Genomic DNA, 23,371 nt, shown 5'->3' with positions numbered 1-23,371 from the left:
CTTTACGGTGGGCGTGGCGGCGTGGACGCCTGTCAGGGTAGAGCCTAAGATGCGAACTGTTATGAAGAACATTCTCATGCTGACCGCGTTCGCGCTGAGTGGCCTGGCCGCCGCGCAGGACACCACCACTCCCGCCACCACGACGACGACGACCACGACGACGACGACGGAAGACATGGCCGCTACGACCGGGCCGGCCAGCATGAGTGCCAGCGAGAACTTCGCTAAAGCTCAGGAGTTCGCCGTGCAGGCTGACGTGGCCTACCCCATTCCCTTCTACGACCGCACGCTGTGGAAGGCGTCCGTGGATCACGCGTACTACGCCGCGAACATGGAAGCCGGCAACCGCGACTACAACGCGTACCTGGCGCAGCTGTACACCAAGACCCAGTGGTGGATCAACGCGTACAACGCCTGGACCCGTCTGGGTGACCTGACCGACCAGGAGAAGCAGTGGGCGTCCCTGAGTGCCGCGAAGCTCGCCTACCTGGCGCTGCAGCGTGGCGACCAGGCCAGTGCCCGCACGTACGTGCAGCGCGGCATGGCCTGGGCCGACAGCGCCAGCCTGCAGTCCATCGCCAAGCGTCTGCAGTAAGGGCTGAACCGCCAGCTTGAGGAGGGGAGGCGTGTGCGTCTCCCCTCCTCGCTTTGCCGCCAGCCCAACAGGAGGGGCCTGGGAACGAGGTGTTCCCAGGCCCCTCCTTTCTGCCTCCCGGTTACTGCAGGGTGCGGAGCGTCTCACGCATGATGTTCAGGCCCGTCTCGGCCTCTTCACGCGTGAGGATCAGGGGCGGGCTGATGCGGATGACGGCCTCACCGCAGTCCAGGTTCAACAGGCCGCGCTCGAACATCGCCATGGACGCGCGGTCCCGCAGCGCGCCGTCCGGACTGCCGTCAGGCTTCACGAATTCCAGACCAATGAACAGGCCCTCGCCCCGTACGTCACCCAGGAACGCGAACTCCGCCTGCATCGCCTTCAGCGCCGACATGATGAACGCGCCGACCTGCGCGGCGTTGTGCATCAGGTTGTCGCCGCAGCCGGGGTGCCGGACCTTGCCTTCCAGCAGGTCCAGCGTGGCGTGCGCCGCGGCAGCCGCTACGGGGTTCCCGCCGTACGTGCTGCCGTGTGACCCGACCGGCCACGTCATGACGCTCTCCTTGGCCAGCAGGGCGCCCAGGGGCATGCCGGAGGCGATGCCCTTCGCGGAGGTAATGATATCCGGCTGAACGTCGAAGTGCTGGAAGGAGAACATCTTCCCTGTACGGCCCATTCCGGCCTGCACCTCATCGAAGATCAGCATGATGCCGTACTTGTCGCACAGGGCGCGCAGGCCCGGCAGGAAGTCTGCGGGGGGCACGATGTACCCGCCCTCACCCTGCATGGGTTCCACAATGATGGCCGCGACCTCATCGGCCGGAAGGATGCCCACGAACAGGGACTCGATGTGCTCCAGTACCGCCTGCCCGCAGGTTTCCGGGGTGCTGCCCAGCGGCGGCCGGAAAGGGTTCGGGTACGGGACGTGCGACACGGCAGGCAGCAGCGGTCCGAACCCGCGCTTGTATTTCGTCTTGCTGCCCGTCAGGGTAATCGCGCCGTACGTGCGGCCGTGGAAGCTGCCCATGGTGGAGATGATGTGCGGCCGGCCCGTGTGGTTGCGCGCCAGTTTCACGGCCGCCTCGACCGCCTCCGCGCCGGAGTTGCTGAAGAACACGCGCCACTTCTCGCCGGGTCGTTCCACATGCCTGACCAGGCGCTCGGCGAGACTCGTGGTGATCTCCTGAGGGTAGTCCGTCAGGCACACGTGCGTGAACTTCGTGATCTGCTCCTGCACGGCCTTCACCACGTGCGGGTGGGCGTGCCCGGTGGTGCTCACGGCGATACCCGCGAAGAAGTCGAGCATGGTGTTGCCGTCCACGTCGGTCAGCCACACGCCTTCGCCGTGATCCGGGACGAACGGGTACGGCCGCATGTACGACGTGGAGAGGTGCTGCCGGTCGCGTTCCATGATGGCGGCCGTGTGCGGGCCGGGAAGCGAGGTTTTCAGTTCAGGCTGACGGGCTTTGGGCAGGGTGGTCATGCGGACTCCATTCAGGTGGTGGGCGAAAAGGCGGGGTGGACCAGGGTCGTGGGCCGGCGTGCCGGCAGGAGGCAGGGTGTGACCGCGTTGCCCTGTGACAGCTGAAAGTCAGGCTTCAGGGCTGCCCGGCCGGGCGCGGCCGGAGGGTGCGGGTGAACTCAGTCGCCGCTGATGGGCGGGGACGTCTGGGGCATGCCGTCGGGCGCGGTATCGGTGAGCTGCGTGCCGATGCCGTGGGCAGCCCACTTGTCCTCGCGGCTGTTCAGGCGGTGCTGGGTGGCCCCGGGGCGGTGACGGCTCTCGCTGAACTCCTTGGGTTCAATGCTGATGCGCTCGCCTTCCATGAGACCGAAAATACCGGTCTGTCCGGGTTCCTTGCGCTGCCATTCGGTAGGAACGACCATATCCGGGCCGGTGTAGTCGGTGGGTTCGCTGTACGCGGCGATGTACCCTTCGAAGTTCCGCAGGATGAGTTTCTCTGGGCTGTGCGACAGGACGTAGTTGGGCGCAACCGGGATCTTCCCGCCGCCGCCGGGCGCATCGACGACGTAGGTGGGCACCGAGTAACCACTGGTGTGGCCGCGCAGGCTTTCCATGATTTCCAGGCCTTTGCTGACGGTGGTGCGCAGGTGCCCGGCGCCGTGCACGAGGTCACACTGGTAGATGTAGTAGGGGCGCACGCGGATTTTCACGAGTTCCCGCACGAGTTTCTGCATGATCACAGGGTGGTCGTTCACGCCGCGCAGCAGCACGCTCTGGTTCCCGAGCGGCACCCCGGCGCGGGTGAGGCGGTCGCAGGCCTCGGCAACTTCCGGCGTGATCTCCTTGGGGTGGTTCACGTGAATGTTCATCCACACGGGGTGGTTCTCGGCGAGCACGTCGCAGAGTTCCTGCGTGACGCGCATGGGCATGAACACCGGAACGCGCGTGCCGATGCGGATGATCTCGATGTGCTCGATTTTGCGCAGTTCGCTCAGCAGGCGGCCCAGAACCTTGGGAGCCAGGGTCAGGGGGTCCCCGCCGGAGAGCAGCACGTCACGCACCTGCGGGGTGTTGCGCAGGTAGTTCAGCTGCTGCTCGTACTCGGCCAGGTTGAACGTTTCGCTGGGGTCACCCACGATGCGGCTGCGCGTGCAGTAGCGGCAGTAGCTGGCGCACTGCGTGGTGACGAGCATCAGGACCCGGTCGGGGTACCGGTGCACGAGGCCCGGCACGGGGCTGTGCTTGTCCTCCGCGAGGGAGTCTTCCATCATGCTGGTGAACGGTTCGAGTTCGTGATGGGTGGGAATCACCTGACGCCGCACGGGGCAGGTGGGGTCCTCGGCGTCCATCAGGGACGCGAAGTACGGCGTGATGTCCAGGCGGAAGATGCCTTCGGCGCTTGCGCCGGCACGTTCGGATTCGGTCAGGCGGATGACTTCCTCGAGTTCATCAACCGAATTGATGCGATTTTTCAACTGCCATTTCCAGTCGTACCACTGCTCGTCGGGCACGTCCGCCCATTTGGGTGCGCGGTGGTTGCGGGGCAGCATCATCTGGCTGCGGATGGTGGCCTGTGGATGAATGGGCATGGTCGTCCTCCGGTGTGAACTGCAGGTGAAACGTGAACTTATGTGCAGTTCATTTTCGTTGTCGAGCCCGGCATTTTGGAATGCCCGTCGCTTATCAGTTGCGCAGGGTTCACGGCGCACGGAGGTCATAAACGACACTCCTAACCTTCCAAATGCTAAGGTGGGTGGAATGAGACAGTCCGGCGGCCACCTCGACCCCCTCGACCACCGCATCCTTCAGGAACTCCAGACGGACTCCAGACTCAGCATGCGGGAACTCGGCCGCCGCGTCGGCCTCAGCGCCCCCGCCGTGACAGAACGAGTTCGTCGCCTCGAGGACGCCGGCGTCATCCTCGGCTACGGCGTCCGCGTCGCCAGCAAGCCCCTGGGCCGCACCATCACGGCCTTCATCGGCGTGCAGGACAGCGGCCGGAACGATCCCACACTTGTCCGCTGGGCCACCCGCCATGACGGCGTCCTCGAGTGCCACTCCGTGACCGGCGACAACTCATGCATCCTGAAAGTGGCCGTCCCGGACGTCGGCGCCCTGGAATCCATGCTGACCGAACTGATCAACATGGGCTTCACCTGCGATACGAGCATCGTGCTCAGCACCCCGCTGGAAGGCAAACTCCTCCTTCCACCCAAATAGGTGCCCTGGAGAGAGTGCTCTCGCTGAGGCCCGACAGGGACCCAGCAAATACTGTCTGCCCGCGACCGACACCAGGGCCAGCCTTGCTCACATGCCCTCCAGCCACAGCACAGTCCCCCAAGAGGCCCCTGCCTCACCCACGCACGGCCGGTTGACCACCTGGAAGATGACAGCCAGAAGAGCTCCAGGCAGCACCGCCTCCTGCGCACTCTGCTGGTCGTCCCGGGCGGTGGGTCACGTCGTTTGAGCCGGCCACCCAGGGCAGGATCACGACCTGGAGACTGAACGGGGCCTTGGGTCGGCTCCCAAAACGTCCCCCGGCTCTTCCAGACGCCTGCGCCCCTGGCGGTTGCAGGTAAGCTGCGGGTAGGCTTCCTGAATTGCGGACCCTGTTCACGCGCGACCTGGAGCGGCTGATCACAGAACTGGAAGCCTACCCGGACGAGGCGAGCATCTGGCGGGTGCGGGGCGACATCCTGAATCCGGCGGGGACGCTGGCGCTGCACCTGATGGGCAACCTGTCGCAGTTCGTGGGCGATGACCTGGGCGGCGTGCCCTATGCGCGGAACCGCCCGGCGGAATTTGCAAGGCGTGACGTGCCGCGCTCCGACCTCGTGGCGGAGCTGCGGCAGGTCACGGCGCTGGTGGCGGGCACACTGGAGCGCCTCAGCCCGGTCCGGCTGGACGATCCTCACCCAAGGCCGCTTCCGGACTTTCCGCAGGGAATGACCATCCGGTACTTCCTGCTGCACCTGTACGGTCACCTGGGCTGGCATCTGGGACAGGTGAACTACCACCGCCGGCTGCTCTGATTGCACGAGTGCACCGGCGCGCCCGGGCAGATCAATGCCGCCTGTCCGCTCGCCGTTGACGTGCTGTGCGACGTCCACGGTGAAGCATCGAAAGTTCACGCTGGACACCGCATCCGTCAGCCACGTCAGGGAACGCCTGATCCTTGCGGAGCAATGGCATGCTCCTGCGGAGATGCATGGTCAGCGCCTGAACCGGCCCGGAGCGTCGCAGGACCAGACCGCCCTGCCCGGAGCCGTCCTGCCGCTCGGTGCAGGTGCAGCTCACCTTCAGGCCGGGCCTGCCTTCAGCCGCGTGCGGGATGAAGCAGGCGTTCTGCCCATCTGCAGGCCTTCACGTCATTCCTGATGAGCGGTGCGCCGACCAGTGCGTCTGCCTGGGCCGGGCGGGGGGGTCAGGCGTGTTCGCCCAGCGCCCTGTGCAGGGCCGCGACGTGTCCGCAGGCCATGTTCCCGCCAGTGGTCTGCGGCGCCCCTGGCCCAGTCGGAGGTGCGCCCGGAGTGGCCGTCCGGCATCGGTTCCAGGGCCAGTAACGATGTTGGAGTCCACTCCTGTGCAGTTGCCCATTCAGTGCGGCAGACGTCGCCGCGTACAGGCCCATCAGCGCGTGTTCGTCGTGGGTGCGCGCCGCGATCGGCCCTGGCGGAATCTCGTCCGGTTCAGCGCCGGGTGTGGGCGGCGTAGCGTTGCAGGACTGCCCAGCCCTGGCCGCCCGTCATGATTTCGCGGGCCTGCTCGACGCCCTCGCGGATGCTGGCCGCGCGGCCGGCGGTGCGCAGGGCCGCGCCGGCGTTCAGGGCCACGATGTCCTTCTGGGCGGGCGTGCCGCCCCCGGTGAGGAGCGCGCGGGTAATCTCGGCGTTCTCAGTGGGGCTGCCGCCCACAATGGCTTCGCGTGGGTGCACGTTGACCCCGGCCTCCTCGGGGTGCAGCGTCCGGTCGACCACCACGCCGTCGCGCAGGCCGGAGACGGTGTTCACGCCGCACACGCTGAATTCGTCCAGACCGTTGCCGTGCACGACGGTGGCGCCGCGGGCGCCGAGGAGGCGCAGCACCTCGGCGAGCGTGCGGGTCAGTTCGGGTTTGAAGACGCCCACGACGAGGTGCGTGGCGCCGGCAGGATTGCTGAGCGGGCCAAGGATGTTGAACACGGTGCGGGCGGCGAGGTCCGAACGGACGGCCGCAGCGTGCCGCAGGGCCGGGTGGTAGTTGCGGGCGAACATGAAGCCGATGCCGAGGGTGTTGACGGCGTCGGCGACCACGTCAGGCGTGGCGTCGAGGTTCACGCCGAGCGCTTCGAGAACGTCGGCGCTGCCGGCGCGGCTGCTGGCGGCGCGGTTGCCGTGCTTCGCGACGGGCACGCCCGCGCCGGCCACCACGAACGCGGTGGTGGTGCTGATGTTGAAGGTGTGGGCGCCGTCCCCGCCGGTGCCGACCACGTCGAGCAGCACGTCGCGCGGGGCGACGTTGACCCGCACGGCGTGTTCCCGCATGGCCTGCGCGAAACCGGCGATCTCCTCGGGGGTCTCGCCGCGGACGCGCAGCGCGGCGAGGGCCGCGGCGAGGCGCACGCCGCTCATCTCGCCGGTCATGACCTCGCGCATGAAGGTCGCCGCTTCCAGTTGCGACAGGTGCTCGCCGTTCATCAGCCGGGCGTGGACCATGGTCACGCGCGGGCCCCCGCCGCCTGGTGGGCGCGGACTTCGGTGAGGAAGTTGCGGAGCATGTCCATGCCGGCCTGCGTGGCGATGCTTTCCGGGTGGAACTGCACGCCGAACACCGGGTACTGTCGGTGGCGCAGTGCCATTACGATTTCCTCTTCAGGGTCGCTGGTCCAGGCGGTCGCCACGAGTTCGGGAGGCAGGTCACGCACCACCAGGGAGTGGTAGCGGGTGACGGTGACGTCACTGGGCAGGCCGGCGAACAGGCCGGTGCCGTCGTGCCTTACGGGGCTGGTCTTGCCGTGCACGGGCTGCCGCGCGCGGTCCACGCGGGCGCCGAACGCTTCACCGATGCTCTGGTGGCCCAGGCACACGCCGAGGGTGGGGTAGTGCGGGCCGAGTTCGCGGATGACCTGCACGCTCAGGCCCGCCTGGGTGGGGGTGCATGGTCCGGGGGACACGATGATCGCGTCGGGGTTCAGGGTGCGGACGTCGTCCAGGGTGAAAGCGTCGTTGCGCCAGACGGTCAGGTCCGCGCCGAGTTCACCGAAGTACTGCACGAGGTTGAACGTAAACGAGTCGTAGTTGTCGATCAGCAGGAGTTTCGGGGGGGTCATCAGAGGCCTCCGGCGGCGAGTTCCACGGCGCGCATCAGGGCGGCCGCCTTGTTGCGGGTTTCGAGTTCCTCACTGGCGGGGTTGCTGTCAGCGACGACGCCGGCGCCGGCCTGGATGTGCACGCGGCTGCCGGTGATGACCATGGTGCGCAGCGTGAGGGCCATGTCCATGCTGCCGTTCAGGGCGATGTACCCGAACGACCCGCCGTAAGGGCCGCGCCGGGTGGGTTCGAGTTCGTCGATGATTTCCATGGCGCGGATCTTGGGGGCGCCGCTGACGGTGCCCATGGGTTGCACGCTTGCCAGGGCGTGCAGCGGCGTCTGGCCTTCGCGGAGTTCGCCGGTGACGCTGGAGACGATGTGCATCACGTGGCTGTAGCGTTCGATGGTGAACGCGCCGTGGACGCGCACGCTGCCGTAGCGGCTGACGCGGCCGATGTCGTTGCGGCCCAGGTCGACGAGCATGAGGTGCTCGGCGCGTTCCTTCTCGTCAGCGAGCAGTTCGGCTGCCAGCGCCTCGTCCTGCGCCGGGGTGGCGCCGCGCGGGCGGGTGCCGGCGATGGGGCGGGTGGTGACGGTGCGGCCGTCACTGGCGAGCAGGCTTTCGGGGCTGCTGGCCACGAGCGTCACGGGACCGAGTTGCAGGTAGCCCAGGTACGGGCTGGGATTCACGCGCCGCAGCGCGCGGTATAGCGCAAAGGGGTGCAGGTCGCCCAGGTCGGCGCTGAAGCGCTGGCTGGGCACCACCTGGAAGATGTCGCCGGCGCGGATGTACTCCAGGGCGCGCTCCACGGCCGCCTGGTAGGACCCGGGCGTGAAGTTGCTCGTGAAGGTGGGCGGGGGGCTGGGGGTGCGGCCGGGCACGGCGGGCAGCGGGCCGCGCAGGCGCTGCGTGAGGCGCTGCACCTCCTCCTGCGCGCCGGCCTGCGTGCTGGCGGTCGCGACGGCAATCAGGCGGTGCTTGAGGTGATCGAAGATGACCATGCCGCGCGGCGCGATGAAGCACGCGTCCGGGACGTTCAGTTCGTCCGGGTTTCCGTCGGGCAGGCGTTCGTAGTTGCGGATCAGGTCGTACGCGGCGTACCCGATCGCGCCGCCGATCAGGGCCGGGAGGCCCGGGGGGAGTGGGGCGGGGCGCACCGTGGCGTGGTACAGCCGGGCCAGCGGGTCGTGGTCTGCGCCGCAGAAGTCACCGAACACGCCGCTGCTGCGCACCTGCGGGCCGCGCGCCTCGAAGCGGCCCTGTTCGCCCACCCCGATGAACGAGTACCGGCCGAGTTTCTCGCCCGCCTCGACACTCTCGAGCAGGAAGGTGACGCTCTCGCCCTGCGCGACTTTCAGGTAGGCGGTAACCGGCGTGTCCAGGTCGGCGTTGAGTTCCTGCACGGCGACGGCCAGGGCGGGAAGGGTGGTGGGCTGCGTCATGGGTCTCCTGTGGGGGCGGGGTCATGAAAAACGCGCCCGGGTGGGTTATTCCACCTGGGCGCGCGTCCGGTTAGGGTACAGCGGGGTCAGACCCAGGCTTGACTGGGCCACCACCACGCACCGTACACGGTCATGCCCGGCAGCATAGCGCGCCGGGGCCCGGGGGTGCGGGCGTGTTTATACATTCAGCGCCACCTCGCCCGCCCTGCCTTCCTCGTCTTCCAGCGGGGCGAACAGCCGGTCGAGGTCAGCGGTGGTGAGTTGCGTGGCGTCGCTCAGGCCGCCGTCGAGAATGCCGCGGGCCAGGGACGCCTTGCGGGCCTGGAGGTCCAGGATGCGTTCCTCCACGCTGCCCGCCGCGATCAGCTTGTACACGAACACCGGTTTGTCCTGCCCGATGCGGTAGGCGCGGTCGGTGGCCTGCTCCTCCGCGGCCGGGTTCCACCACGGGTCGTAGTGGATGACCGTGTCGGCGGCCGTGAGGTTCAGGCCCACGCCGCCCGCCTTCAGGGTAATCAGGAACACGTGGGTCTTGCCGTTCTGGAACGCATCGATCTGACTCTGGCGGTCCTGGGTGCTGCCGGTGATCATGGAGTACGGAATGCGCTGGTCGCGCAGCCAGTCTTCCAGGTGGCGCAGCAGGGTGGCAAAGCCGCTGAAGATCAGCACGCGGCGGCCCTCCTCGAGCATCTGCGGCAGGTGGGTCTGCAGCCAGTCGAATTTGGCGTTGCTCTGCACGCCGCGCGCCGCGTCGAGTTTCACGAGGCGCGGGTCCGTGACCGCCTGCCGGAGTTTCAGCAGGGCGTCCAGGATGGCGATGGTGCTGCGGGCCAGGCCGCGCGCGCGCAGTTCCTCACGCACCCGGGACTCGGTGGTGACCCGCACCGTTTCGTACAGATCGCGCTGGTCGCCGTCCAGTGTGACCCGCACCGGAATTTCAGTTTTGGGCGGCAATTCGCGCGCCACGTCCCGCTTCTCGCGCCGCAGAATGAACGGCCGCACCCGGGCGGCCAGGGCGGCGCGCCTGGGCGCCTCGCCGCGCTTCTCGATGGGCGTGCGGTACAGTTCCCGGAAGGTCTTCTCGTCGTGCAGCAGGCCCGGCGCCAGGAAATTGAACTGCGACCACAGTTCCCCCAGGTGGTTTTCCAGGGGCGTGCCGGTCAGGGCCAGGCGGTGGCGGGCGCTGAGGCTCCCGGCGGCCTTCGCGGCGGCCGTGCGGGTGTTCTTGATGTTCTGCGCCTCGTCCAGAATCACGAGGTGGTACTCGAAGGCGCCCAGGTCCGTGATGTCACGCGGCAGCAGCGGGTACGTGGTGAGGATCAGGTCGTGCTGCGCGATCAGCGGGAACTGCGCGCGGCGGTCCTTGCCGTGCAGGGTCAGGACCCGCAGGTCCGGCGCGAATTTCGCCGCTTCCGCCTGCCAGTTGCCGATCACGCTGGTGGGCGCCACGACCAGGCTGGGCCGGTCCGCGCGGCCGGATTCCTTTTCCAGCAGCAGGTGGGCCAGGGTCTGCACGGTCTTCCCGAGGCCCATGTCGTCAGCGAGGATGCCGCCCATGTCGTACTCGCGCAGGAACTGCAGCCAGGCCAGCCCCTGGCGCTGGTAGGGGCGCAGGTCGGCGTGCAGGCCACGGGGGAGCTCCACCTCGCGGATTCCGCTGAAGTCCCGCAGGCGCCGCCCGAGTTGCAGCAGGCGGTCCGCTCCCAGCCAGCGGGCCTGCACGGCCTCCTCCAGCTGCGCGACGCGCGCGGCGTCCAGCAGCGGCAGGCGCAGCGGGCCGGGCGGCAGGTCGCGCAGGTTCAGCTCGACCAGCACGCCCAGGATCGCGCGGATGCGCCCGGCGGGCAACGCCACGCGGCGGCCGTCCCCGAGCGAAGCGTGAAGGGTCTCGTCGTCGGGCAGTTCCGCGAGCGCTTCGGGCGTGAACAGGTGGGGCTGCCGGGCGATCAGGTCCGCCAGGATCGGAATCAGGCTCAGGCGCTGGCCTTCCACGACAATGCCGAGGTCCAGGGTGAACCAGCCGCCGTGGCTGTCGTCGGTCTCGCCGTACCAGTCGGTGATCTCGGCGTAGTTCAGCGGGAAGTCCGGGTGGACGTGCACCGTGAACCCCTGCGCTTCCAGATCGGCGCGCCCGCCCCGCATGAAGTCCATCCAGGCGGCCTCCTCACCGAGCGTGAGCAGGGCGTGGTCGCCGGGCACGGTGTACTCCTGCCCGAACGCGTCCTCCAGCAGCATGAAGCCGCTGAGCGCGACGGTATGCGTCGCCTCACGTTCGGCGTCCAGGTCGCGGGTCACGCGCGTCAGGACTCCACTGCGGAACACCGCCGGTCCGGCGCCCCCGTCTGCGTGCGTGTCGGGCACGGTCAGGCCCGCGTAGGCGTGACGGACCTCCGCGACCGGCAGCGTCACCTGGCTGCGCGTGCCGCTGTAGGGGTGGTGCGTGGCGTCGCGCGCCATCAGGTGCAGCTGAGGGGTGTACGGCAGGCGCTCCTCGCGGACCTGCACGGTCTGCGGGATGGGCAGATTCAGGCCGGACGCCGTGATGGCGTGCGCCAGGGCGACCGCCTGCGCGGGCGGCAGCACCGGGCCGCTGAGGAACCGGGCGACGACCTCGGCAGGCGCGTCGGTCTGCACGCGCGACAGCTGCAACGCCGCAGGCCGCACTGCCCAAGGGTTCGGCATGGGCAGCACCACGGCGTCCGGCGCGTCGGGCAGGTGCAGGGTGGGGGTCTGCGCGCCTCTGGCGTCTGCCATCCACGCCAGTTGCCCGCTGAGGTCCGGGCCGCGCGTGACCGGGGCGTCCACGCGCTCCCAGCACAGGCGGCCGCTGCCCAGCAGGTGCTCCAGCAGCAGGTCCGCGGCGGGATGGTCGGTCAGGGCGTGCAGTTCGTCCTGCCAGCGCCCCGGTTCGTGCGTGGCAGTGGCGGCCATCTCCAGCAGGCGCAGCAGGTTCATGTCGCGCCGCACGAAGGCGGGGGCGCTGCTGAGGTTGCGGGGCATGGCGTAGCGTTCAGCGCCTTTCAGGTCCGGCTGCTCGCCCCGCAGAGGCACCCGCATGAGCTGCAGGGCCACGCGCCGCTGCCCGCCCACGCTGCTGCCGGGCGGCAGGAAACGCAGGACGTAACGCAGCTCGAACTGCCGGCCGCGGCTGGGCGTGCGGGTGTCCGTGAAAGAAGCCAGCCACTGCTGCGCGCGGGCGTCCAGGGGTTCCTCGGCAGGGTGGGCGGGGTTGGCCGGCACGTCCCGCGGCGCGGGGCGCGGCCCGGGGGGCGGGTCGGTGGCAAGCACCAGCGCCGCCACGTGCCGGCAGCGGTACCGGCCGCAGGTGCAGCTGGAGCCGCGCAGCTGCGGGTCCGGCGGCGGCAGGAGGTCCACGGTCGCGTGGTAGGGCACGCCGGCATCCAGCACGGTCGCCTCGGCGTGCCAGCCCAGGTCCGTCCACTGACGCTGCACGTCCTGCACAGCGTCCTCACGCAGCGCGAGGCCCTGCGCGGCAGTATCCAGAGCGAAGCCGGGGGGCAGTCGGCTGAGCTTCATGCGCGGCCCGCGCGGACGCCCGGTTCAGGCGTCCGGCCCTGAGGGCGGGACGGAAGGGGCACGTCGGGAACAAACACGCCCTCCAGTGTACCGCGCCGTGCCAAAGCGTGAATCCGCAGAGCGACACAGACTGCGCGGCCGGCAGAGCCTAGCGGACCTGAATGCGCCAGACGCGCCCGGCGCCGTCGTCGGTGAGCAGCAGCGCGCCGTCCTGCGCCACGGCGAGATCCACGGGACGGCCCACGACGGTGTTGCCTTTCAAGAAGCCCGTCAGGAAATCCGTCACCTTCCCGCTCTGGGGGTCCACGGTCACCACCTTGTACCCGCTCTTCTCACTGCGGTTCCAGCTGCCGTGCAGCGCCACGAACAGCTGCCCGCGGTACGCGGCGGGAAAGGACCGCCCGGTGTAGAAGGCCAGGCCCAGCGGCGCGGAGTGCGCGGTGGTGAGCGCAAAGGCGGGCGTGGCTGCCTTGCAGGTGCCGGCCGTCCTGCGGCCGAAGTCCCGGTCCCACACCTGCGGCTGGCCGGGCCGGGTGGTGTAGCAGTACGGCCAGCCGTAGAACCCGCCGGCGTTCACCTTGTAGAACCCCTCGGGTGGCAGGTCGTCGCCCAGCTGGTCACGGCCGTTGTTCGTGGCGTACAGCTGGTTGCCGGACCATTCCAGGCCCACGGCGTTGCGCAGCCCGGTCGCGTAGGGCTTGCCGTTCCGGCCGTCGGCGTCGTACACCCAGATCGCGGCGCGCCTGGGGTCGCTTTCCTCACACACGTTGCAGGTGCTGCCCACCGCGACGTACATCCGGCCGTCGGGGCCGAACTCCACGGTGCGGGTGGAGTGCCCGCCGCCGCCCGGCAGGGTCACGACCTGCTGCGGCGTGCCGCTCGCTTTCGTGTCGCCCGCCGTGAAAGGGTAGCGGACCACGCCGTCGGTGTTCGCCACGTACAGGTAACCGCCGTGCAGGGCGAGGCCGTGCGGCTGGTTCAGGCCGCTGGCGTACACCTGCTTCGCGTCGGCCTTTCCGTCCCGGTTGCGGTCCGGGAGGACATACACGGTGCCGGCACCGGTGTCGCTGAGCAGGACGTCGCCGTTGCCGGCAACCACCATGAACCGGGGGCGCTCGAAGCCTTCGGCGTACAGGGACACCGTGAAGCCCGCCGGGACCTTCAGGCTGGCGGCCACGCCGCTGGCATTCTGCGCGCTGGCCGCGCTCGGCAGGGCGAGGGTGGAGGCCACCAGGGCCGCAGGGAGAGCGGAACGCAGGGAGGGCATGTGCTCAGCAGAGCAGACGCATATGAGGCCTGTATGCCAGCGCCGTCAAGGGCGGCGCTCAGGTGTCGTACTTGCTGAGGACCTGCTCGGTGCGGGCCGTCTTGACGCGGTTCACGAGGCGCTCGTACTCGTGGCGGTCACGCAGGCTCTTGCTGAGCGTCAGGGTGCTGGCGGTCAGGAACAGGGTGCCCATGTACAGGTAGCCTTTGACCCACCAGTCCACCGGGATGAAGTAGATGCCGAGCAGCATCATGCCCATCGCTGCGCAGAACGAGAGCCAGATGAAACTCAGCCACGCGGGTGAGTCGCCGACAAGATCCGGGGCGCTTTGGGTCACGGGACACCTCCAAGGTGCAGGACAGGACGAGGGGCGGTCGCCTGACCGGGACAGCCGGGCGGAGCGTCGCAGGTCCGGTGCGCGTGTGCCGCGCGGCCTCCGGCGTCAGGTGACCCGCAGTGTAGCCGGGGCGTTCCCGCGTGCCCGAGAATTCTGAACGCAGTGCAGGAAATTCCCGCCGCGGGGAAACAGGCCCCCGCAGCGCGGCGCACCCCGCTGGGCACGCCCTCCCCTCCCGGGCCAGGGTTCAGGCGCGCGTGGCTTCCGGGTACTCGAAGCGGGCACCCAGCGCCTCCAGGTGACGGAAGAACATCGGGTAGCTCTTGCGGATGTGGTGCGCGCCCGTGATGCGCACGGGCGCCGCCGCGCTGAGGCCCAGCACGGTGAGCAGCATGATCATGCGGTGGTCGCCGTGCCCGTCGGCGGTGACGCCGCCGGCTAGGGCCGGCACGCCGGTCACGGTGAGGCTGTCGCCGGTCTCGCTGACGCTCAGGCCCAGGCGCCGCAGTTCACGCCGGGTGTCACTGATCCGGTCGCATTCCTTCAGGCGCAGGGTGTAGACGTTCTCCCAGGTGGTGGTGCCCTGCGCGAGAGCCGCGGCGGCCGTCAGGGCCTGCACGGCGTCCGTGAAGCCGTCTCCGTCCCGCGTGACGCCGCGCAGGGGCTGACCGCCGCGCACGAGCACCACGTCACCCTCGCGGCGCAGATCGGCGCCCATGTCCCTCAGTACGCTCAGCGCCTCGCGTTCCCCCTGAAGGTCATGCTCGCGCAGGTTCGACAGGCTCACCTCGCCGGGACGCGTGACGGCCGCCGCGAGAATCGCGGCGCTGCCCGGGTAGTCCCCCGGCACCAGCACCCGCCCCGGCCGGTACGCCTGAGCGCCGGGGATGGTGACGCGGCTCAGGTCGTCGCTGGCGCTGGCCTGCACGCCGAATGCCGCGAGGGTGTCCAGCGTCTGGCGCAGCGGCGCGTGGCTCTTGATGTCCCCGGTCAGACGCAGTTCCAGGCCGCCGGGCAGCAGCGGCGCGAGGAACATCAGCGCGGAGGCGTACTGGCTGCTGCGTTCGGCGCTGACCTCCACCACGCCGCCCCGCACCGGGCCGGAGATGGACACCGGAAACATCCCGTCCCGGCTGGTGACCCGCGCGCCCAGGCGCGAGAGGGCTTCCAGCAGGTCCCCCTGGGGGCGCCGGCCGAGTGAGTCGGGGTAGTCAGTCACGAAGGCCGTGCCGGTCGTGAGCGCCGCGACGCCCATCAGGAAACGTGCCACGGCGCCCGCGTTGCCCGGGTTCAGGGTCACGACCGGGCGGGGGTGCGCGCCGAAACCGCGAATCACGGCGTCCTCACCGACCCGCTCGACGCCGGCGCCCCAGTCGCGCAGGCAGCGCAGCATGGCCTCGGCGTCCTCGCTGGTCGCCACGCCCACCACGCGGGACTCGCCGTCCGCCAGGGCCGCCGCAAGCAGGTAACGGGTCGTGTAGTTCTTGCTGGGCTGCGCCCGCAGGGTCCCGCGCAGTTCAGGCGCAGGGTGCACGATCACGTCAAATGTCTCCGGCAGGCCATCGGCACTCATGCCCGCCAGCGTAGCCCGCGCGGGGCGAGCAGGCAGGGCCGCTGTCCAGCACGTTACAGCCGCCAGATCATGCCGCCTGCGATCAGCCCGGCGCCGGTCCCTACCAGCAGCGCCGTGTCTCCTTCCCGCAGCCGCCCGCCGGTCAGGGCCTGGTGCAGCGTGAGGGGCAGGCTCGCGGCAATCACGTTGCCCAGGGTGCGCAGCGTGACCTCCACGCGCTCCTCGGGCCAGCCGTACCGGCGCAGCAGATCCAGGCCGGCCTGACTCGCCTGGTGCGGAATGACGTGCGTGATGCCCGGCAGGCCGCGGCTCAGGCCGGGCCGCAGGCGTTCCAGGAAGCCCGGTACGACCCGGCTGGCCAGCTTCAGGACCTGGAGGCCCCGCATGTCGAACGTGAAGTCCGAGGCGCGCGCCGCCGGGTTCTGCGGGGTCAGCAGCGTGCCGCCCCCGCGGATGCGGGTGTGATCGGCGCCCTCCGGGTACGTTTCGATGCGCGTGGCGTGCAGCCCCTGCCCGGCGCGCGCGGCCGGACCGAGCAGCACAGCGGCGGCGCCGTCTCCGATCAGCAGGGTGCTTTCCGGCTGCTGTGGGTTCAGGCCGGGACTGCCAGCCTCGCTGCTGATGATCAGCACGTGCCGCGCCTGCCGGGTGTGAATCAGCAGCGCGGCGTGCTGCGCGGCCAGCAGGAAGCTCAGGCAGGTGCCGTGCAGGGAGTACGTGGCGGCGCCGCGCACCCCCAGTTCGCGGGCGTACAGGGCCGCGCCGTCGGGGATGGGCTGCAGCTGGCTGCCGCTGGCGTTCAGCACGACGTCCACGTCCCTGATGGTCAGCCCGGCGCGCGCGATGGCGGTGCGGGCCGCCTGAGCGCCGAGACTCAGGGCTGTTTCGTCGCCGGACAGCCAGCGGCGTTCGTGCACGCCACTGCGCCGGACCGCGAGCGCTTCAGGAACGCCGCACAGCGCGGCCACCTCGGCGGTGCTCACCACGCGCTGCGGAAGGGCCTGGGCGGTGGCCAGAGGGCGCATGCCCAGCACAGGTTCAGGGGTCATTCGGGCCTCCGTGTGGGGTCCAGGAGCGCGTGACACGCCGGCGCTTCACGCCGGGCGCGGGGGGCGGCAGGGAGCGGGCGGACAGGGTGAGCAGCTCCGGGTCGGCGCCGCTGCGGCGCAGGGCGCCCTGCACGGCCCGAACGGCGGCGGGCGTCACGGCGGGTCCAGCAGGGTCCAGCAGGAGCGTCAGGTCGCGCGGGCCGGTCTGCTCGGCGCGGTACTCGCGCAGGCCGGGCACCCCCGCCAGGGCGCCGCGCAGGAAATCCGGCCAGACCGTCACGAGGGCGCCGCCGGGTGCGGGAAGCAGCAGCGCGTCGTCCTGGCGGCCGGCGATGGCCTGCACCCGCCGCGCGGCCCGGCCGCACGCGCAGGGGTCCGGGTGCAGGCGCAGGGCGTCGTCCAGGCGGTGACGGATGAACGGCTGCGTGCGGCGGCGCAGGTCCGTGATCACCGGGCGCACCAGGCCGTCGCCCAGGGGTTCCAGGTCGAAGTGCACATGCGCCTCGTTCAGGTGCAGCTGCCCGTGCGGGCACGGCAGGGCAAGGAGGCCCTCGGTGGCCTGGTACACCTGCACGACCGGCCCCCACGCGCGCAGGGCCTCCTCATCGTCCGGGTCGAGGACCTCGGCGACACTGATGACCCGCTGCACGTTCAGGCGCACCCCCTGCCGGTGCAGGGCGCGCAGCACGCCGGGAGGACCGACGATCAGGGTGGGCGCGAAGGCCTGCACGGCCTGCGTGAGGTCCGGCAGGGGGCGCAGCAGGTCGAAGAACGCGAAGTGCAGCGCCGCACGCTGCACGCTGCGGTACAGGGCGCTGTCGGCGCGCAGGAGGAAAGCCACGCGGTGCCGGCGGGTGAGGCCCAGCAGGCCGCCGGGCAACAGGGCGCGCAGCACCGTGCCCGCCCAGCGGGCCTGTTCGGCCGGGCTGACCAGGAACACGCCCTGCGTGCCGCTCGTGCCGGTGGACAGGCCCACCGTCACCGGGCCGCGCGGGGTGGGCAGCGCCGGCGTGAAATCCCGGGTGCGCTCAGCGTGCCGGCCCACGGCGAGCGCGTCCTCCAGCGTGACGCCCGCCGTGTTCAGCGTGCCGAAGGTGGCGAGCATGGCGGCCTTGGTGGTGGGGGGCAGCTCCCGCCAGCGGGCCAGTGGCAGGTCCGCCTCGCGGAAACGCGCGGCCACGGCCGGGCTGTGCGCCGCGACCCAGCGCAGGTGAGCCCGTCCGAGCCGCTCCTGGTGAGCGTCCAGGGCGGGACGCGTCCGGAAGGTCAGGCGGGCGTCATCCAGGGCGCCGAGCAGGACCGCAAGGGCGTTCACGGGTGGGTTCCCGTTCCGGCCCAGGGCTCCGCCGCGTCGTGACTGACGTGCAGGCGCGCCCCCGGATGGGCGTGCAGGAACGCCCGCAGGACCCGGCCACTGCGGGCTTCCTGCGCCACGTCGTGAAACGCCACCCGCGCCAGGGGATGCACCGGCCGCTGCTGGCGGGCCGCGCGGGTACTCCAGGCAGCGTCGGCCGCCAGGACCGTCAGGCCGGCGCTTTCCTCAACGAGCAGGCCGGTCATGCCGGGCGCGTGCCCGGGCAGCGGCACGGCCTGCACGAGGCCGTCGCCGAACACGTCCGCCACCTGGGCGAAGGGATGCAGGCCGGGGGGCGCAGCGCGGAAGTCCAGCCAGCGGGCCCGCGCCTCGAAGTCCTCCGGGAGAAGTTCAGGCAGGAACGCGCGGCGCACCGCCCGCACGCCCCGCAGCGCCCGCAGGGGCGCCCAGGCGCGGCGGTCGAGGTGAAACGTGGCGTTCGGAAAGTCCCGCAGGCCGCCCACGTGATCGGCGTGCAGGTGCGAGACGATCACGTGCTGCACGTCCCCGGGCGCGAATCCCATGAACTGCAGTTGTTCCCACGCCGCCTCGCCCGGCAGAAGACGCACCGGGGTGACGAGGCCGTACAGCACGCCCGGCCAGCGCTTCATGGCGCTGAGCACGCCGGCGCCGTACCCGGTGTCGAACAGTACCGGGCCGCGCGTGGGGTGCAGCAGCAGCGCAAAGCCCGCCGGGTACGCCTGCACGCGCCACGGGGCGCCACGCTCGGTGATGCCGGCGAGATTCAGGCACGCCCCGGCCTGGAGCGGCACGACCCGCACCCGTTCACTCACGCCCGGCTCCTGGTCCGGCACGCAGGTGCTCCAGCACGGTCCCGAAGCCCTGCCCGGGCGTGACGACCGGCACGTAGCCCAGTAGCCTGCGGGCGCGCGTGAGGTCCAGCGTCATGGGCCGCGTGAGCAGCCGCACGCCGCTGGCCGTGAGGGCCGGTTCAGGCCGTGCGGGGTGCAGCCGGGCGCCGAATTCCAGCAGCGTGGCGGCGCCCTCCAGCAGCCGGGGCGGCACGAACCGCCCGGGCCGGGGCACGCCCAGCGCGTCGGCGAGCCGGTCGATGGTGGCCCACAGCGGAACGGCCTGCCCGTCCGTCAGGTTGAACACGCCAGGAGCGGGGCGCGACAGGGCCAGTGCCGCCGCGTGCGCGACGTTCTGCACGTGCGTGAGGTCCGTCCAGACCTCCGTGCGTGTCAGGCGGGGCAGGCGGCGGGCGCGCAGGGCGCGGGTCAGGCGCGGCACGATGCTGGTGTCCCCCACGCCGTAGATCCCGCGTGGGCGCAGCACCGTGGCGTCCGGCAGGGCCGCGCGGACCGCCTGTTCCGCCTGGAATTTGCTGCGGGCGTACAGGCTGTCAAAGTGCGGCCCGACCGGCGTGCTTTCCGGCAGCGCGCACGTGAGGCCGGTCGCGTTGTACACGCTGGGCGTGCTCACGTGCACCAGCCGCGTGCCGCGCGCGGCGCACGCGCGGGCCAGCGCCGCGCTGGGCTGCACGTTATCCGCGTAGAAATCCGCTGCGTGGCCCCACAGGGTCGAGCGGGCGGCGGCGTGCACCACGCCGTCCACGCCCGCCAGCAGCGCTTTCCAGTTCGCGGCGCGCAGGTCGGCCGGCACGAAGGTCACGCCGTCCCGGGCGAGCGCCGCGCCGCGCGCCGGGTCACGCCCGAGGCCGCGCACCTCGTGGCCCGCCCGAAGAAGGGTCCGGGCCGTGACCCCGCCCAGGAACCCGGTTGCGCCCGTCACCAGAATGACCATCACCCTGAATTATCGGCTCTTCCGGCCGCGGAGGGCGCCCTTTCTGAACGGCGTTCAGTCCGCGCGCCGTGTCAGCGGACCAGCCGGTACGCCCGGTCGCCCTGCACGCGGACCGTGACCGTCACCCGGCCGCCGTCCACCTGCACGTCGCACGTTTCCGCGCCGGTCGGCAGCGGGCCCTGCCGGGCCTGCGCGCACGGCTGCGTGAATCCTGCGTTCGCGGAAGGGTGGGTGGCGATTACGGCGTCGGCCACGCGCGCCGCGTAGTCCCGCACGGCGCGGCCCTGCAGCGACAGGGTGGCCACCACCACGCCGATCATCACGAAAAACGCCACCAGAATGCCCACGAAGGTCCGCACGCTGCGCGCCCGCATCTCGGGCGTGACCTCCCGCACTTCCCGCGGCGCGCCGGGCGGGGAGGGGGGGGCCGGGTTCGCGGGGCGCTTGCTCACGCCTTCACCCTAGCGCGCGGGAAGCGGGAGGCGCGCACGGTACACTGGCCTGCATGAGCAAGGTCATCATCATCGGAGCGGGCGGCGTTGCCAACGTCGTCGCGAAGAAGTGCGCGCAGAACGACAGTGTCTTCACGGAAGTCCTGATCGCCACCCGCACGGTCAGCAAGGCGGACAAGATCGTCGCGGAGATCAGGGAGCACTTCCCGAACAGCAGGGCGGTGTTCACGACCGCCACGGTCGATGCGGACAACGTGCCGGAACTCGTGCAGCTGATCAACGGCTTCAAGCCGGTGATGGTCATCAACGTGGCCCTGCCCTATCAGGACCTGACCATCATGGACGCCTGCCTGGAAACGGGCGTGCATTACCTGGACACGGCGAACTACGAGCCCAAGGACGTCGCCAAGTTCGAGTACTCCTGGCAGTGGGCCTACCAGGACCGCTTCCGCGAGAAGGGCCTGATGGCGCTGCTCGGCTGCGGCTTCGACCCGGGCGCCACGCAGGCGTTCACGGCGCATCACGCCAAGCATCACTTCCAGGAGATTCACTACCTCGACATCGTGGACTGCAACAACGGCAACCACGGCAAGGCCTTCGCCACGAACTTCAACCCGGAAATCAACATCCGCGAGATCACCGCCAACGGCCGCTACTGGGAGAACGGCGAGTGGATCGAGACGCAGCCGCTGGAGATCGCGCAGGACATCTACTACCCCAAAGTCGCCACGCGCAGAAGCTTCGTGCTGTACCACGAGGAGCTCGAATCGATCGTCAAGCACTTCCCGACCATCAAGCGGGCGCGCTTCTGGATGACGTTCGGCGAGTCGTACATCAAGCACCTGAACGTGCTTGAAGGGATCGGCATGACCAGCATCGAGCCCATCGACTTCCGCGGGCAGAAGATCGCCCCGATCGAGTTCCTCAAGGCCGTGCTGCCCGCGCCCGAGTCCCTGGCGGCCGGGTACACCGGGCAGACCTGCATCGGCGTGCAGGCCAAAGGGATCGGCAAGGACGGCCAGCCGAAAGTGCACTTCGTGTACAACGTCAAGGATCACGCCGAGTGCTTCCGCGAGGTGCAGGCGCAGGGCGTGAGCTACACCACCGGCGTGCCCGCCATGATCGGCGCCATGCTGATGCTGCAGGGACACTGGATGCAGCCCGGCGTGTGGAACGTCGAGCAGCTTGACCCGGACCCCTTCTTCGCGGCGATGAACCAGTGGGGTCTGCCCATTGATGAACTTGCCGGCATCGAGCTCGTCAAGGACTGAACTTCGCCCTTCCCTGTGCGCCGCGGCCCGTTCTGCGGCGCACACCTGCATCCCCCGGAGGCCCCCATGCACCACCTGCTGTTCTACCGTGACCTTGTGCCGGACTACGTGACCCGGCGGGAACCGCTGCGCCCGCTGCACCTGGCGCACGCCCGGGCCGCCGCCGACCGCGGCGAGCTGGTTCTGGCCGGCGCCCTGGCCGACCCGGCTGACTTCGCCGTGCTGCTGTTTCAGGGCAGCGGTCCGGAAGCCGCCGAGCAGTTCGCGCGCACCGACCCGTACGTCCTGGGTGGGCTGGTCGGCACCTGGGAGGTGCGGCGCTGGCACACCGTGGTCGGTGAGGGCGCCGCGCACCCCACCTGAGCGCGGCGCGGGTCACTCCAGGCGGTCCAGCCGCTGCCAGCCGGCGCGCAGGCTGAGGGCCGTCCCCAGCGCAGTCACCAGCCCCAACCCCACCAGACCCAGCGCGCCTTCGGGCGTGCTGAGCACACTGTAGCCGGGGTACAGGTCAGGCCGCAGCACGCTGGCTGCGGCGGGCCGCGCCAGCAGCAGCAGGCACAGCACGCTGTACGCCAGCGAGAGCCCCATGAACGCCAGCCCGCCTGGACTCACGCCGATTTCGGCGGGGTTGTCCGCATCGAATTTGGGTGCGGCGGCCCCCAGTCCCACCCCGAGCGCCGTGATCACGAACGCGTTGCTGAGACTGACCAGCGCGCTGAGCAGCACCAGAGTGGGGCCCAGGTCCATGGCGCGGGCGCTGGCGAGCCCCATCACCAGACCCAGCGTCACCGTGACCGGCAGCACCCCCAGGAACTTGCTGAGCACAATCTGGCGCGGCTCGATGGGCGCCGTGCGCAGCAGCCAGTACGCGCGGCCCTCGGTGGACACCGACGGAAACGCAAGCCGCACGGCCACGCCGCTGATGATGAACCCCTGGAAGGCCAGCTGGATGTACCCGAGGATCCCGCGAAACTGCGGCACGGGAATCGGCACGGCCCGGACGCTCACGAGGTACACCCCGGCGAGGGCCACCACGACGAGCAGCTGGCTCCACTGCGTGGGGTCGCGGAACGTGACGCGCAGATCCTTGCTGGCCAGCGCGCCCCCTGCACCCAGTCGGGCCAGCCGGCGTTCGGCCGGCCCGGCGCGGCGGGGGCGCGGGTCCAGCCGGGGCGTGCTGGAATCCAGCGCGCGCGCCCAGCCTTCCTGGTACGCCCGGGCGGCCAGCAGCGTCGCCGCGGTCAGCAGCGCGCCGGTCAGGAGGGCCAGAGGCAGCAGCGGCCGGGCCAGTTCCCCGTGCGCGGCCTGCCAGATGCCCTGCGCCGCCCATGCGGGCGGCAGCAGCGGGTTGCCGGGCCCGGCGAAGTCGCGCAGCAGCGCCTCCACTTTCGTGGGGTCCTGAAGTTTCTGAACGAGCACCTCGGGGCGCAGCGCGCGGATGGCGTACACCAGACCGGCGCTGATCAGCACGCCCAGGGCGGTGCTGACCTCCCGCACGCGGCCCACCGGCGCGAAACGCATGAGGCCCACGGCCAGCAGGGCGCCCAGGCCGACCGGCGCGGCGAACACCAGCAGCGCCGCGGCGGCCATGACGGGGTACGCCCACCCGGGTGCGCGGAAGTACACGCCAACCGTGACCAGCAGCGGCAACGTGAGCAGCAGCGGCACGAGCGCCGCGTTCAGGAACGTCTCGGTGACCTTCAGCGCGAACACCCGCACGGTGGAGAGCGGCTGCGCCAGCAGGAAGTTCAGGTCGTCACTCAGGTACAGCGTGCTGATCGCCGCGGTCGTGGCGCTGAAGGTCACGCCGCTCGACAGGGTGATCAGGCCGATCTCCAGCACGCGGGCAAACACGTTCAGGCCGATCTCCCCGAAGCGGCCCAGGAACGTCAGGGCCGCCCAGGCGCCGTAGATCTCCCCCAGCAGCAGCAGCGTGGCCAGCGCGCCCACCAGCGCGTACCCCCACTTCGGG

General features: G+C 70.4%; 20 protein-coding genes. 5 read left to right on the top strand and 15 right to left on the bottom strand.

The features are described 5' to 3' along the window. Positions 1-61: 61 nt before the first annotated feature. Positions 62-595, top strand: coding sequence for a hypothetical protein (locus LAJ19_RS02845; RefSeq protein WP_225476810.1), 534 nt, complete (start codon positions 62-64; stop codon positions 593-595). Positions 596-716: 121 nt separating this feature from the next. On the opposite strand, the gene LAJ19_RS02840 is transcribed toward LAJ19_RS02845, so the two are convergent. Both LAJ19_RS02840 and kamA read right to left on the bottom strand, forming a co-directional pair. Further along, the gene (locus LAJ19_RS02840) at positions 717-2,078 is read right to left on the bottom strand and encodes an acetyl ornithine aminotransferase family protein (protein ID WP_225476809.1); all 1,362 of its coding nucleotides are present in this window, start codon (positions 2,076-2,078) and stop codon (positions 717-719) included. A gap of 158 nt (positions 2,079-2,236) precedes the next feature. Continuing rightward, on the bottom strand, positions 2,237-3,649 hold the full coding sequence (gene kamA / locus LAJ19_RS02835; protein WP_225476808.1) for a lysine 2,3-aminomutase: 1,413 nt from the start codon (positions 3,647-3,649) through the stop codon (positions 2,237-2,239). A 169-nt stretch (positions 3,650-3,818) separates the two neighbouring features. Here kamA and LAJ19_RS02830 point away from each other — a divergent pair, with 169 nt between their 5' ends. After that, positions 3,819-4,280, top strand: a complete 462-nt coding sequence (locus LAJ19_RS02830; RefSeq protein ID WP_225476807.1) for an Lrp/AsnC family transcriptional regulator — start codon at positions 3,819-3,821, stop codon at positions 4,278-4,280. A gap of 380 nt (positions 4,281-4,660) precedes the next feature. After that, a complete protein-coding gene (locus tag LAJ19_RS02825) occupies positions 4,661-5,092 on the top strand; it encodes a DinB family protein (RefSeq protein WP_225476806.1) in 432 nt (143 codons plus the stop codon). A 657-nt stretch (positions 5,093-5,749) separates the two neighbouring features. Here LAJ19_RS02825 and trpD read toward each other — a convergent pair. The 12 genes from trpD to LAJ19_RS02765 form a co-directional block, all read right to left on the bottom strand. Beyond that, on the bottom strand, positions 5,750-6,754 hold the full coding sequence (gene trpD / locus LAJ19_RS02820) for an anthranilate phosphoribosyltransferase (RefSeq protein WP_225477929.1): 1,005 nt from the start codon (positions 6,752-6,754) through the stop codon (positions 5,750-5,752). 2 nt (positions 6,755-6,756) lie between these two features. Further along, positions 6,757-7,368, bottom strand: coding sequence for an anthranilate synthase component II (locus LAJ19_RS02815; RefSeq protein WP_225476805.1), 612 nt, complete (start codon positions 7,366-7,368; stop codon positions 6,757-6,759). Beyond that, a complete protein-coding gene (gene trpE / locus LAJ19_RS02810; RefSeq protein WP_225476804.1) occupies positions 7,368-8,792 on the bottom strand; it encodes an anthranilate synthase component I in 1,425 nt (474 codons plus the stop codon). Before trpE ends, LAJ19_RS02815 begins: the two co-directional genes overlap by 1 nt. 177 nt (positions 8,793-8,969) lie before the next feature. Beyond that, on the bottom strand, positions 8,970-12,329 hold the full coding sequence (locus LAJ19_RS02805; protein ID WP_225476803.1) for a DEAD/DEAH box helicase: 3,360 nt from the start codon (positions 12,327-12,329) through the stop codon (positions 8,970-8,972). A gap of 148 nt (positions 12,330-12,477) precedes the next feature. Next, positions 12,478-13,596, bottom strand: coding sequence for a PQQ-dependent sugar dehydrogenase (locus LAJ19_RS02800; protein ID WP_225476802.1), 1,119 nt, complete (start codon positions 13,594-13,596; stop codon positions 12,478-12,480). A gap of 58 nt (positions 13,597-13,654) precedes the next feature. Then, positions 13,655-13,933: a YiaA/YiaB family inner membrane protein gene (locus LAJ19_RS02795; RefSeq protein WP_225476801.1), complete on the bottom strand. Its 279-nt coding sequence runs from the start codon at positions 13,931-13,933 to the stop codon at positions 13,655-13,657. A 247-nt stretch (positions 13,934-14,180) separates the two neighbouring features. Next, positions 14,181-15,506, bottom strand: coding sequence for a 3-phosphoshikimate 1-carboxyvinyltransferase (gene aroA / locus LAJ19_RS02790; RefSeq protein WP_225476800.1), 1,326 nt, complete (start codon positions 15,504-15,506; stop codon positions 14,181-14,183). Positions 15,507-15,559: 53 nt separating this feature from the next. After that, on the bottom strand, positions 15,560-16,555 hold the full coding sequence (locus LAJ19_RS02785; protein ID WP_225476799.1) for a 3-oxoacyl-ACP synthase III family protein: 996 nt from the start codon (positions 16,553-16,555) through the stop codon (positions 15,560-15,562). After that, complete coding sequence (locus LAJ19_RS02780; RefSeq protein WP_225476798.1) at positions 16,545-17,870, bottom strand: F390 synthetase-related protein; 1,326 nt, start codon at positions 17,868-17,870, stop codon at positions 16,545-16,547. Before LAJ19_RS02780 ends, LAJ19_RS02785 begins: the two co-directional genes overlap by 11 nt. Further along, positions 17,867-18,703 carry an MBL fold metallo-hydrolase gene (locus tag LAJ19_RS02775; RefSeq protein ID WP_225476797.1) on the bottom strand — a complete coding sequence of 279 codons (837 nt, stop codon included), beginning with the start codon at positions 18,701-18,703 and terminating at the stop codon, positions 17,867-17,869. The genes LAJ19_RS02780 and LAJ19_RS02775 overlap by 4 nt, the downstream gene beginning before the upstream one ends. Further along, positions 18,696-19,676, bottom strand: a complete 981-nt coding sequence (locus tag LAJ19_RS02770) for an NAD-dependent epimerase/dehydratase family protein (protein WP_225476796.1) — start codon at positions 19,674-19,676, stop codon at positions 18,696-18,698. Before LAJ19_RS02770 ends, LAJ19_RS02775 begins: the two co-directional genes overlap by 8 nt. A gap of 71 nt (positions 19,677-19,747) precedes the next feature. Next, entirely contained in the window at positions 19,748-20,128 is a 381-nt protein-coding gene (locus LAJ19_RS02765; RefSeq protein WP_225476795.1) for a hypothetical protein, read from the bottom strand. A 53-nt stretch (positions 20,129-20,181) separates the two neighbouring features. Between LAJ19_RS02765 and LAJ19_RS02760 the strand changes: the two genes are divergently transcribed. Both LAJ19_RS02760 and LAJ19_RS02755 read left to right on the top strand, forming a co-directional pair. Continuing rightward, positions 20,182-21,399, top strand: coding sequence for a saccharopine dehydrogenase family protein (locus tag LAJ19_RS02760; protein WP_225476794.1), 1,218 nt, complete (start codon positions 20,182-20,184; stop codon positions 21,397-21,399). 66 nt (positions 21,400-21,465) lie between these two features. Then, entirely contained in the window at positions 21,466-21,762 is a 297-nt protein-coding gene (locus LAJ19_RS02755) for a YciI-like protein (protein ID WP_225476793.1), read from the top strand. Between the two features lie 12 nt (positions 21,763-21,774). Here LAJ19_RS02755 and LAJ19_RS02750 read toward each other — a convergent pair whose 3' ends face one another. Continuing rightward, positions 21,775-23,349, bottom strand: coding sequence for a putative ABC transporter permease subunit (locus LAJ19_RS02750; RefSeq protein WP_225476792.1), 1,575 nt, complete (start codon positions 23,347-23,349; stop codon positions 21,775-21,777). Positions 23,350-23,371: the final 22 nt, after the last annotated feature.

Origin of the sequence: Deinococcus taeanensis (assembly GCF_020229735.1) — a bacterium.
GTDB classification, from domain to species: domain Bacteria; phylum Deinococcota; class Deinococci; order Deinococcales; family Deinococcaceae; genus Deinococcus; species Deinococcus taeanensis.
The sequence above is the reverse complement of the archived record's forward strand: the minus strand, read 5'-3'. Positions and strand labels throughout refer to the sequence as shown.

Coding starts and splice junctions, on each gene's coding strand:
- trpE (WP_225476804.1), bottom strand. CDS start 8,792: ATGACGCAGCCCACCACCCTTCCCGCCCTGGCCGTCGCCGTGCAGGAA.
- trpD (WP_225477929.1), bottom strand. CDS start 6,754: ATGGTCCACGCCCGGCTGATGAACGGCGAGCACCTGTCGCAACTGGAA.
- LAJ19_RS02785 (WP_225476799.1), bottom strand. CDS start 16,555: ATGACCCCTGAACCTGTGCTGGGCATGCGCCCTCTGGCCACCGCCCAG.
- aroA (WP_225476800.1), bottom strand. CDS start 15,506: ATGAGTGCCGATGGCCTGCCGGAGACATTTGACGTGATCGTGCACCCT.
- LAJ19_RS02805 (WP_225476803.1), bottom strand. CDS start 12,329: ATGAAGCTCAGCCGACTGCCCCCCGGCTTCGCTCTGGATACTGCCGCG.
- LAJ19_RS02770 (WP_225476796.1), bottom strand. CDS start 19,676: ATGGTCATTCTGGTGACGGGCGCAACCGGGTTCCTGGGCGGGGTCACG.
- LAJ19_RS02760 (WP_225476794.1), top strand. CDS start 20,182: ATGAGCAAGGTCATCATCATCGGAGCGGGCGGCGTTGCCAACGTCGTC.
- LAJ19_RS02840 (WP_225476809.1), bottom strand. CDS start 2,078: ATGACCACCCTGCCCAAAGCCCGTCAGCCTGAACTGAAAACCTCGCTT.
- LAJ19_RS02845 (WP_225476810.1), top strand. CDS start 62: ATGAAGAACATTCTCATGCTGACCGCGTTCGCGCTGAGTGGCCTGGCC.
- LAJ19_RS02755 (WP_225476793.1), top strand. CDS start 21,466: ATGCACCACCTGCTGTTCTACCGTGACCTTGTGCCGGACTACGTGACC.
- LAJ19_RS02830 (WP_225476807.1), top strand. CDS start 3,819: ATGAGACAGTCCGGCGGCCACCTCGACCCCCTCGACCACCGCATCCTT.
- LAJ19_RS02800 (WP_225476802.1), bottom strand. CDS start 13,596: ATGCCCTCCCTGCGTTCCGCTCTCCCTGCGGCCCTGGTGGCCTCCACC.
- LAJ19_RS02815 (WP_225476805.1), bottom strand. CDS start 7,368: ATGACCCCCCCGAAACTCCTGCTGATCGACAACTACGACTCGTTTACG.
- kamA (WP_225476808.1), bottom strand. CDS start 3,649: ATGCCCATTCATCCACAGGCCACCATCCGCAGCCAGATGATGCTGCCC.